The sequence below is a fragment of the Bacillus sp. JJ1127 genome, from assembly GCF_036965845.1.
GTDB lineage: Bacteria > Bacillota > Bacilli > Bacillales > Bacillaceae_G > Bacillus_A.
This window is the reverse complement of record NZ_JBALQK010000026.1, coordinates 28078-37368: the sequence shown is the minus strand read 5'-3', so window position 1 is coordinate 37368 and position 9291 is coordinate 28078. Positions and strand designations below refer to the sequence as shown.

Here is a 9291-nt window from a genome sequence, read left to right as displayed (position 1 = left end):
GTATTTGGATCATCTATGGTACAAACTAACTGTGAAAAAAGAAACATTTGATGTTCATGATGTTGTAAAACGGTTAGATGTATCTATTTTACAAGATCATCTGTTAAGCCAAGTGCTACAAATTCACGATCCACGTGCAGATGCACGGATTGATTTCGTCGGTGGAATTCGAGGTTTAGAGGAACTAGAGCGTCTTGTAAATCGTGGTGACTATAAGGTAGCGTTCGCATTATATCCAACATTAATGGAGGATTTATTAATGATTGCGGATGCGGGAGAAGTTATGCCACCGAAGTCAACTTGGTTTGAACCGAAGCTTCGTAGCGGACTGATTATACATTCTTTAGAATAGATAAAACGTTAATTTTGTTATACTAATAAAATATAACGAAGAGAAAAATTACCGTCTTTTTACCCTATAAAATGTAACTATACAATCCACGTTTAGAATAGTGGTCACACTAGCGGTCACACTTTTCGAATACTTGGTCGAGCTTTTCGGAGATAGTACGTTGCATCTCCGGAAGTACGTGACTGTACGTATCAAGTGTCGTTTGTATCTTGGAATGCCCCAATCGTTCAGAAATTAATTTTACATTCACGTTTTGCTGTATTAGTAAAGTAGCATGCGTGTGCCGTAAGTCATGGAACCTTATTCTCGGTAACCCAAGCTTTTTGGTTATGTCGTGGAACGATCTACGTATACTACGAGATGTTAAAGGGTTACCGTACTTTGTAGGAAGAACTAAGTCTAAGTCGGTGTATCTATCGCCGGCTTTTTCTTTTTCGTATTTAATAAATAGACGATGGGATTTTAGTTCTTCTACCAAAATGTTTGGGATATGAATCGTACGTATACTACTTTTATTTTTAGCCCCGTACTTTAATTCCCTTGATTCCTCCAAAGTTTGACGGACATAAATTAGGTTATTTTCCATATCAATGTCAGACCAACGCAATCCTAAAATTTCACCGCATCGCATTCCTGTAAGTACGGCTATAAAAAAACTAATATTAAATCTTGTTACGTACTTAAATCTCTTACTTTCCGCCAGGAAATAATTCACTTGTTCTAAATCCCATACTTCTAACTCTTTTTTAGGTATCTTAGGTAAGATAACATCTGTCGCCGGACTGTTTTTTATTAATTTCAGAACTTTAGCACGGTTTAATGAAGCTTTTATTATCCTACAGATGGCATGGATAGTTCTCTCGGCATAGTGATTTTCTTCAGTTAGCTTTGTAATAAAATGCTGTAAATGTACCGTCGTGATGTTTTGTAACCTAAAATGGCCCAAATTTGGCTTGATAACATACTGATAATAAGAATAACTTGATCGATGAGCAGACGTACTTAATTGACCCTTTCTTTCCCTAAACCATTGTTCCATATACGCCTCATAAGTCATATGAGAAGGTTCATGAAGATTGTCATTTAAATAGTCAGCCTTTAGTTTAACCATCGCTTCATTAGCCTCACGTTTAGATGCGAAGCCTCTACGTCTTATTTGTCTTCGTTTACCAGTCATTGGGTCCTTATTAATACTAAACACAAAGTCCCATTTGCCCGTTTGTTTATTTTGTTTAATGCTTCCATTCATATCGAATGACCTCCCTTAATAGGTCACAAGACGTGTGAACAGTTTCCATTACTTGTATTTTAAGACAACGGTCACTCTTTGTATAGAGGTAGAAAAACGTAAATTAAGTTAGTTTTTTGAAAAAGTCAACTAGCTATATTCGGAAATGAGCCGGAATCTATCAGTCCATGTGACGCGTAACCACATATGGCGACTTCCACACATGGTTGTAGTTCACACTAACAAGAACTAACTCTTAACAAGAACTATCTTTTAACAAGAAAAAGATTAAGAGCCAAAACCTTGAAGTCTATTTCTAGCGAAATACCCTTCCATCATTAATATATTCGGCGGTAATCACTTATATAAAAGAACGCCGCTAATAGATGATGAGATACAACGAGCGTAAGCGAAGTTGTAAGGTTTTAATACTTATTTTATAAGAATAAACGAATTTATAAATAAAAAATAATAAGTTTTATATAGAGCGCAATATGAAAAATCTAAAAGGGTGATAAATAGGGGGTGTTTACGATGAAAGATATAACAGCAGGTAGGTTACAACGTCTTCTAGCGAATCTCAACAAGGAGATAGCACCGTTAGAAGCGGTATTTAACGAAGTCGACCGTAAGTATCACATTCGAAACTGGATGGCGACTTCGAAATACATGCGGATGATATCGTCAGCAAAAAGAAGTCACTAACGTAAATTCTACGGTCAAATATACAGACAAGAATCTAGAAATCTACGAATGTATTTATCGGTGAGTGTTATCGGTAAGGAAAGCATTAAGTAACGAAGGTATAAGGTAACGGTCAGAAAAAAAGACCTAATAATATAGGTCAAAAGAAAAGGTGTAGCCATATATTAACATTTTTGTCGGTAGAGGGCTATATGTATCGTATTGAGAAAATTCATAACGACACATGTCAAAAACATCGTTAAGGAGGACGAATAAACAAACGAATGTGGGAGAGCGTCCCGAACCGAAACAAATCGAAAGATTATCCGATTTGTTGCTATACGAAGAATTGCACGACAACGATCGTATGAAAGTACGTAATAATGAATACCCAATTATAAGCGAACGACAGTTATCGCGTAGGCATAGCGGTGAGGTATCGATGAAGGTAGCGGAGGAGATACGGAGTCGACCGCCGTAACTACAAGTCAAACGAAGAAAGGCCGACGCTATGCCAGCTTTTCTAATTTATATCAACAGGAAGTGCTTGATAACCGTGAGACTCACGTTCTTTCTCTAGTTTCGCTTTATGTTCAACATGATGTTTGTAAGCCAATTTTAAATCTGTAACTTGCCTTCTGATAAGTTTAGATATCTCATCGGATTGTTTTTCTGCTATTTTAGCCATACTTCGAATTAGCCGGTCTTTATCGCTAGAGAGGCATAAACCTTCGAGATGAATTTCGTAATTAATAAGTTCGGGCTTGTTCGAATACCCAATAGAGGAAATAGGTATTTGTATTTTCTTTCTTCCTCTAATATGAATAGGTTCTTTAAATCTAATTTGTTCAGGTCCTACTTTCTCGATAACGTATTCATTAATTTGAGTATTATTCCCTTTCATTTTGATATGTACAATTACACCATCATTCAGTACTTCTTCTCGGTCGTAAACTCTTTGAAGGACTTCAGAATCACTTGTATGCCATTCGAAATAACTCTCATTGATATAATCAGTATCATTTTTAAACATAAATCTTCCTCCTAATTTTTCCTCATGTTGTTATGATTCGCCGACTTTTGATATAAACCTTTTATAAATGATAAAGACTTTTCGGTAAAACTAACGAGTTGTATTATCTATGCAAAAGTCATAAATATGTGCTACAAGTCCCAGCTAATAATGGAGTTAAACAAATGATTAATTCTCTCTTATTATGGTAAAATTGGAAAAGTAGGCTTATATAAATAATTTGTATACCTGAAAAGAGGGACGGGAGTTATGCAAAAGAAATTACAAGTTTTTATCTCATCGACATTTACGGATTTAAAAGAAGAAAGGCAAACCGCGGTACAAGCCGTATTAAACGCAGGGCATCTTCCCGCTGGGATGGAATTGTTTAAGGCGGGAGATACTTCACAGAAAGAAACTATTAAGAAATGGATAGAAGAGTCAGATGTATATATGCTTATTTTAGGAGGAAGATACGGTTCAATTGATCCTGAGACAGGAATGAGTTATACGCATTGGGAATATGAATATGCTAAGGAATTGAAAAAGCCTCGTTTTGCAATTGTAATTACTAAAGACGCCTTAGAACAAAAAGTAAAAGATTGTGGCATGAGTGTCTTAGAACAAGACAATTACAGTGAATACCAAGAGTTTAAAGACGTTGTTTTAAGCAAAATATCTAAGTTTTACTCTGATTTGAAAGACATAAAGATTGCTGTACTTGAATCTTTAAAAGAATTTGAGAAAGATAATACACTTTCAGGTTGGGTTTCTGGTACAGAAATCGAGGGCACTAATAGTTTAAAAGAAAATTATATTAAGTTATTAAAAGAAAAAGATGTTTTGCAAAGTAAATTAGAAAAACTTCAGAGAGAGGTAACTAATAAGTTAGAGATAGATGGTCTTCCTTTTGAAGATGTACGAAGAGCATTGAAACAAGAAGAGATTTTAATTAGAGAAAAGGATTTAAATGGAAAGCATGCAGGGGAAAATATGAAAATTTACGATCTATTTTTAACCTTTAAAAATAGTTTTGCTACTGGAATACATAATGTGAGTGATGGAAAAGAAAGTAATATACGAAAGTTTCTTTTTTATACTGTTTCTCCATTTTTAATGTCATTCGGCCTTGTTGAGAAAGTGAAATTTTCAGGACAAGGGCACGAGATGATTCAAACGAGTAAAGAAGGATTTAAATTTATGAAATTAGTATTACTTGAGAAGAACAAAACACAAGTTTGATATACTATTTGTTTAAAAAGGAACCTCATACATTAAGTAGAATTATAGATGTATTTACTTTTTACAGGAGGTAGTTGAAATGACGAAGAAACCCGTTATCGATTTTGAAACGGCTGCTAGTCCGAAAGGAAAAAGTTGGGTAGAAAAAATCGAAGAGAGATTCGAGGAATTAAGAGCGGAATCGGCGTTTAATAACCACATACAAGACGAACTTAAAGCGATTATACACCATTGCGAGCAACAAGATAACGAAGAAGTAAAAGCATTCGCTGATAGTATCGTAGAGAAAATAAAGCCATTAATTAAAACGAAATAGTGTTATCGACGTCTCTTAAACAGAGGCGTTTTTATTTTACGCAGAAAGAAGGACATATTCTTTGTTAAGAGGAAAACGATAAAATGATACGAAATTAATATAGGGGAGGGATGACGGATGAAGGGAAGCGTTCTTTTTGATAAAGCAAGAGGCCACTGGTACTTCATGTTTGATAGAGGGAAAGATCCATTTACAGGAAAGCGTAGGCAAGTTAAGAGAAGAGGATTTGCTTCTAAACGTGAAGCCTACGAGGCGATGATAAAATTACAAGTCGAAATGTTAGACGAAGAATTTACGGATATATCAACTATGAAATATAGTACATACGTCGATGAATGGATGAAGGAGCGATCTTTTCACTTACAAGTGTCTACTTTTGAAACTCATAAAATGTACTTGGAAAATGTAATCAAACCAAGAATAGGACACTTTCAATTAAGGCAGATTGAACCGATACATATGCAAAAATTCGTTAATGATTTAACTATCGATATAGGTTATGCGCCAGCTACCGTTCATCTCATTTATAGGATAGTTAGCGCTTCTTTAAGAAAAGCAAAAGTTTTAAAGTTAATTAACGAGAATCCTACGATTGGGATTACGTTACCTAAGTTAAGAAAAACATCGGAAATAAACGTATGGACTTTAGAACAAGTAAATCATTTTATAAGTGAGGGGAAAAATGTCTATCGACCTACTCGTTTTTACATCGCTTGTGTAATCGCACTACTAACGGGAATGCGTCAAGGAGAAATTATGGCGTTAAGGTGGAGCGATATTGATTTCGAAAATAGGATAATTTACATACGGCAAACGTTAACTCAGGCGGGAAAGATTAAAGTAGGTGCTAAAAATAATGCAAGTATACGTAATGTACATATTCCGTTAAAACTAGTCGAAGAGTTAAAGCTACATCGTGAAATGATAAAGAAAGAACGTAAATATTACGGTAGGGACTACGACAATAACGATCTAGTGATATGTGCACGTAAAGGCAACCCATTGATTCCGCGAAATTGTCGTAAGGAATTTTATAACTTAATCGAAAAACTCGGACTACCTAAAATACGATTTCATGATTTACGTCACACTCACGCGACTATGCTGATACAACAAAATGTCAATGTAAAGCTGATATCAGAGCGTTTGGGGCATACAGATATATTGACGACACTTAATACGTACAGTCATGTATTGCCGACGATGCAGCGAGAGGTGGCGGATAGGCTGGATGAGATGTTTTGGTGAATAGAGATATTTGTGAGGTATTTAATCCGAATGAATAGTAAAAAGATAACTATTGTTCAGAAAGAAAAAATGGTTGTTTTACAATACGTAAAAACACATAATTTAATTGATCTATATGCTGTGTAATTTATTTATTGGTGCATCCTGCCTTAAAAGTTAATACAATTGGGAAGCTGTTAACGACTAGCATACGTACATTTTGTCGTGCACCGAAGGTATTACTGGAGTAATTAAAAGGAAAGAAACGGTCCGTATAGTAAAACCTTTGGAATAGCGGTTTTGCTGATTATAAAGTTGATACTTAAATAATAACGGACCAAATTCTTTCAGTTTTTAACTGATATTGAGTATGTTGAAATTTTTACATCTCTAAAATCCTTACATCGTCAGGGAATTTATATAAATAAAGAATGGCAGTATGTATCATGGATTCTGGATACTGTATCTTACTCTGCTGATCGTAAGAGTTACTTTTCAATTCTTCGAAATAAGGAATAATTACACTTAAATGGTTAGATATAATCTTTAAAAAATTTGGTACATCTTTCTGTGTTTCTATTGGTCTAGTAAAAGTTTTAATTTCTACAAAACTAGGATAAATATAGTGAGAAAGAAAAATTAAAAAAGCTGCATGAATAAAGAAAGGCATTTTAAGTTCTTTTTTAAATATATGATTATAGTAGTCTGACCAATGCTCTAATAGTGATGTTTTAAAATTTAAAAATGTTCTAGGGTTATGTAAGTTTACTTCGCTCATAAGAGCATCAAACACCTCTAGATATGATTCTTTTATTTGTTCGTCATTCTTTACGACAGTTATCCATCCTTTACGACGGAACCTATCGAATAGAATGTTTTCTGTGGAATCATTTAATGCAAAATACTCTTCTTGTAAATAAAAATATGCTTTTAGACATTCTTCCAAAGCGTTTTGAGATTCTGTTGTTTCTATATTGAAGTTATTAAAAATAAAGTTATCGGTCAATGTCATGAGTTGATACTTTGTATTAATTATATACTTTCTTTGGAAAATCTTTTGTAAGTAATACTCTGGTTTACTAACCCCTTTCTTTGTTAAAGCATCAAATACAACTTCTTCATCCATTGCCACTACAAAGAATAACCCTGGTAGATCTAAATTAGACTTAATCATTTGGAAAATGGTAATAACTTCTTCTGGAAATAGTCTATCCAACTCATCAATCATAATAACAATTTTTCGCTTATCTTCCCTCACGGTTTCTTCCATTGCATCGTTTAATTCTTGTTTTCTTTTTGATAAAGGTTTATCGAATGCTATATTACTAATCCCTTGAACTGTATCTCCTGCAATGTTCGCCACTGTAGTAGCTGCTGCAGGGGTAATTCCATTTAAATAGGCAGTAGCAAATGATATCGCTTTTGTCAATGAAGGTACTATTTTTTCTGCGTATTTTAAAAATTTATCTTTGGCTGTTTGAAAATTACCTTCACCCATTGCATAGTATATTTCTTCAAATAAACTTTTAATCAATTCTTCATGTTCAGATACCATCCAAGGATTAAAGCGAACTGTTATGCACTTTCCTTTATCTAAATTATTTTCGATGAAATTTAACATCGTAGATTTACCTGCTCCCCATGATCCGTTAATAGAAAGAGAGTATGGTAACTTAGGAGAAAATTCATTAATAAAATTAGCGATTTCTTCTGCTTTTTCTTTAAATCCAAGTTTATCTTTTTCTATCTCTTCTAATGGCAAGTATTGTAATTTATCTATCAATCATTTTCCTCCTCAAATTGACTAATTAATTGTTATAAATTTTACCATATATTATGATGTTTTGGTTAATTTCACAAAATGCAAAGTGTTCAGATAGTCCTCCCACGCACTGAAATCGTCATCGTACCTGTACAATCACAACGTACTCTCTAACGATTTCCCAATGCTTTCCTTTTCACCAGATTTCCGTCTGTCATCGTCACCTCTAACGAAATTATTATAACGCCGATAATCCATGCCATATAAGGAAGAAACGTGTTATATCGAATATAGCAAGGTATAGTAATTTTCGGTTTTAACCAGGTGAATGGTTCAGACGGATGTGATTCTGAAACTTTTAACGTCAGTGTAAAGCGAGTATAGTGTTTACGCTTTTCAAACGATAAAACGTTCTAATGTATTTGTATTGCTTCGAATATACGTACTCGATTTCGCTGATAATTATCTAGGAAAAACGGATTTAAAATGTGGAATAAACGGGATAATATGCGTAAATCTATAACGAAACTTCATATCCGCTTTACACTACGTTAATACCTACCTGTTAAAATTTTACACAGAAGGCGCTATCAATTAACGTAAAAGGGGATAAGGTAATGGAGCAGTCGAATTTATACGAGATATCGATGTCAGATGGGCAGGAGTTAATGTGGTATCCGGTGGAAGTGAAGCGAGGAAAGAAGACTTCTATGTTTGAGATTTATCAAGCATGCGACACAGTATCAGTGTTTTATATGGATGAATTAGGCAGGAAGCGGGCGATAGTAGGTATGGAAGAATTAGAAACGATGCTCGTACTTGAAGAAGATAGGAAGCACTTTCGGAATTTTGTAGGGAATGCAGATTGGTTATTGCTGGATAGTGTGTGCTCGCAAAGGGGAATGACGAGGGAAGAGGTAGCAGCGTTTTTGTATCTGAAGGAACACGTATTGAACGAAATGGTCGCGGAGTTGGAAGGTAATGGTATAGTTGCGCAATATAAAACCGCCTGTGAGGGCGACTTTTTTTGTTTTTGTCCACCATTTACTAGGTTAGTATAAAATACATTTTAATGATATTATGTTAATATACGAATTTAAAGAAGGGGAATGGAAATGTCAGAGAATAATAATACTCAAAATGAGCTGCAATTAATTCAGAGGAACTTTGAGAATCAAGTTTCTAACACAGCATTAGAATTAGCTAAAGCGGAATCTAAATTACCTATGAATCAGTCAATTATAGAAGCGGTTGAAAAAGGAATCAGTGTAGATACAGTGGAGCTTTCAAAAAAAGTGGAACAAATACTAGATATTGATGAAAAACAATCTAATGAGGAAATCGCTATTAAATTATTAGAAGATATTTCTTCACATAGTGACAGCAAATTTATGCGGAAATTAGCATCAAGTATGTTAAAAGAGAAATGGTGGGAGAAATAATGCTAAAGAAAATAACGGGCTTTATT

Annotated in this window: 10 protein-coding genes and 1 pseudogene; 8 read left to right on the top strand and 3 right to left on the bottom strand. The window is 34.3% G+C overall.

Annotation, left to right across the window (positions count from 1 at the left end):
* Positions 1-352, top strand: a pseudogene (locus V7183_RS03750) (DUF1015 domain-containing protein); the annotation flags it as partial.
* Positions 353-461: 109 nt separating this feature from the next.
* Here V7183_RS03750 and V7183_RS03745 read toward each other — a convergent pair.
* On the bottom strand, positions 462-1601 hold the full coding sequence (locus V7183_RS03745) for a site-specific integrase (protein ID WP_335358717.1): 1140 nt from the start codon (positions 1599-1601) through the stop codon (positions 462-464).
* A 513-nt stretch (positions 1602-2114) separates the two neighbouring features.
* Between V7183_RS03745 and V7183_RS03740 the strand changes: the two genes are divergently transcribed.
* Entirely contained in the window at positions 2115-2285 is a 171-nt protein-coding gene (locus V7183_RS03740; RefSeq protein ID WP_335358716.1) for a hypothetical protein, read from the top strand.
* Positions 2286-2508: 223 nt separating this feature from the next.
* Positions 2509-2745, top strand: a complete 237-nt coding sequence (locus tag V7183_RS03735; RefSeq protein ID WP_335358715.1) for a hypothetical protein — start codon at positions 2509-2511, stop codon at positions 2743-2745.
* A gap of 42 nt (positions 2746-2787) precedes the next feature.
* Here the strand turns inward: V7183_RS03735 and V7183_RS03730 are convergent, their stop codons facing one another.
* Positions 2788-3297 (bottom strand): hypothetical protein, encoded by a 510-nt coding sequence (locus V7183_RS03730; protein WP_335358714.1) that lies wholly within the window; start codon positions 3295-3297, stop codon positions 2788-2790.
* Positions 3298-3546: 249 nt separating this feature from the next.
* On the opposite strand from V7183_RS03730, the gene V7183_RS03725 reads away from it, so the two are divergent.
* From V7183_RS03725 to V7183_RS03715, 3 genes are all read left to right on the top strand, one after another.
* On the top strand, positions 3547-4518 hold the full coding sequence (locus V7183_RS03725) for a DUF4062 domain-containing protein (RefSeq protein ID WP_335358713.1): 972 nt from the start codon (positions 3547-3549) through the stop codon (positions 4516-4518).
* 79 nt (positions 4519-4597) lie between these two features.
* Positions 4598-4834 (top strand): hypothetical protein, encoded by a 237-nt coding sequence (locus V7183_RS03720; protein WP_335358712.1) that lies wholly within the window; start codon positions 4598-4600, stop codon positions 4832-4834.
* Positions 4835-4951: 117 nt separating this feature from the next.
* Positions 4952-6082 carry a site-specific integrase gene (locus V7183_RS03715; RefSeq protein ID WP_335358711.1) on the top strand — a complete coding sequence of 377 codons (1131 nt, stop codon included), beginning with the start codon at positions 4952-4954 and terminating at the stop codon, positions 6080-6082.
* A 361-nt stretch (positions 6083-6443) separates the two neighbouring features.
* Here the strand turns inward: V7183_RS03715 and V7183_RS03710 are convergent, their stop codons facing one another.
* Positions 6444-7844, bottom strand: a complete 1401-nt coding sequence (locus tag V7183_RS03710; RefSeq protein ID WP_335358710.1) for a KAP family P-loop NTPase fold protein — start codon at positions 7842-7844, stop codon at positions 6444-6446.
* A gap of 596 nt (positions 7845-8440) precedes the next feature.
* Here V7183_RS03710 and V7183_RS03705 point away from each other — a divergent pair.
* Both V7183_RS03705 and V7183_RS03700 read left to right on the top strand, forming a co-directional pair.
* Positions 8441-8884, top strand: coding sequence for a hypothetical protein (locus tag V7183_RS03705; RefSeq protein WP_335358709.1), 444 nt, complete (start codon positions 8441-8443; stop codon positions 8882-8884).
* A gap of 54 nt (positions 8885-8938) precedes the next feature.
* Positions 8939-9265: a hypothetical protein gene (locus V7183_RS03700; RefSeq protein ID WP_335358708.1), complete on the top strand. Its 327-nt coding sequence runs from the start codon at positions 8939-8941 to the stop codon at positions 9263-9265.
* The last annotated feature ends 26 nt before the right edge of the window (positions 9266-9291 follow it).